1 protein-coding gene is annotated in these 1387 nt (G+C 65.5%); it reads left to right on the forward strand.

All coding sequences use genetic code 11. The features are described 5' to 3' along the window. Positions 1–199 precede the first annotated feature (199 nt). Complete coding sequence (locus BLA60_RS41790) at positions 200–1360, forward strand: ISAs1 family transposase (RefSeq protein WP_245812518.1); 1161 nt, start codon at positions 200–202, stop codon at positions 1358–1360. The last annotated feature ends 27 nt before the right edge of the window (positions 1361–1387 follow it).

Below are 1387 nucleotides of genomic sequence, written 5' to 3' on the forward strand. Positions count from 1 at the left end.
GGCAGGGGGTCGGCAAAGTCGATCACCCAGTTGATGGGGCGGGCACGGTCTCGTTGATCATGTGATTGCTGATGTCCCATGATCGTGGAGAGCCGTGCCCGTGGTGGAATCTTGCCTGGTCCCTGTCGCGTTTGATCGGTTGGCCCTCGACTCCGGGTCGGGTTCTGGGTCGGGTGTCGAGCTGGTTGGCCTGGAGGAGGTGGCTGACCTGCGGAAATATCTGTCTCGGGTGCCGGATCCGCGGGATCGGCGAGGGGTTCGGCATTCGGCAGGGTCGTTGTTGGCGTTGGCCGCGGCGGCGGTGTTGGCCGGTGCGCGGTCCTTTGCCGCGATCGGGGAATGGATCGCGGATGTTCCCCAACCGGTGTTAGCGGTTCTGGGGGCACGGTTCGACACCCGCCGCGGGCGGTATCTGGCTCCGGAAGAGTCCACGGTGCGGCGGCTGACCCAGCAGATCGACGGCGACATGCTGGACGACGCGATCAGCGCATGGCTGACCCAGCCCACCAGACACCCCACCGGTCAACCCAGCCCGCGCATGCTCACAGCGGTAGCGGTAGACGGAAAGTCGTTGCGTGGCACCTTCGCCCGCACCGGCGGCGCGGGGGTGCATCTGCTGGCCGCGGTCTCCCACAGCACCGGTGATGCCCTCACCGACGGGATCGTGCTGGCCCAGCGGCAGGTCGAGCAGAAAACCAGCGAGATCGCCTGGTTCGCCCCCATGCTCGACCAGATCGACCTGACCGACACCGTGGTCACCGCCGACGCGCTGCACACCACCCGCGACCACGCCCGTTACCTCACCGACAGAAACGCGCACTACGTGTTCACCGTCAAGGAGAACCTCCACCGCCTCTACCGCCAGCTCGACTCCCTGCCCTGGCATGAGATCCCTACCAGCAGCCACACCGAAACCAACCACGGCCGCACCGAACACCGCACCATCCAACTCGCCCCACTCGGCCCCTACCAGCACTTTCCAGCCATCGATTTCCCCCACGCCACACACGCATTCCTCATCGAGCGCTACACCACCCACCACACCACCAGAAAACGCAGCGCCTACACAGCACTGGGCATCACCAGCCTGCCCACCGAACACGCTCACCCCACCCACATCGCCACCTACGTCCGCAACCACTGGCACATCGAAAACCGACTCCACTGGGTACGAGACGTCACCTACGCCGAAGACCACTCCCGAGTCCGCACCCACAACGCACCCCGCGTCATGGCCACCCTCCGCAACCTCGCCATCAACGCACTACGCCACACCGGATACACCAACATCGCCACAGGCCTCCGCCACATGGCACGCAACCCCACCCGACCACTCACCCTCCTCGGCATCCCCACCTAACAAACCAACGACTTTGCCGACCCCCTG

Origin of the sequence: Actinophytocola xinjiangensis (assembly GCF_001921215.1) — a bacterium.
Lineage (GTDB): Bacteria > Actinomycetota > Actinomycetes > Mycobacteriales > Pseudonocardiaceae > Actinophytocola > Actinophytocola xinjiangensis.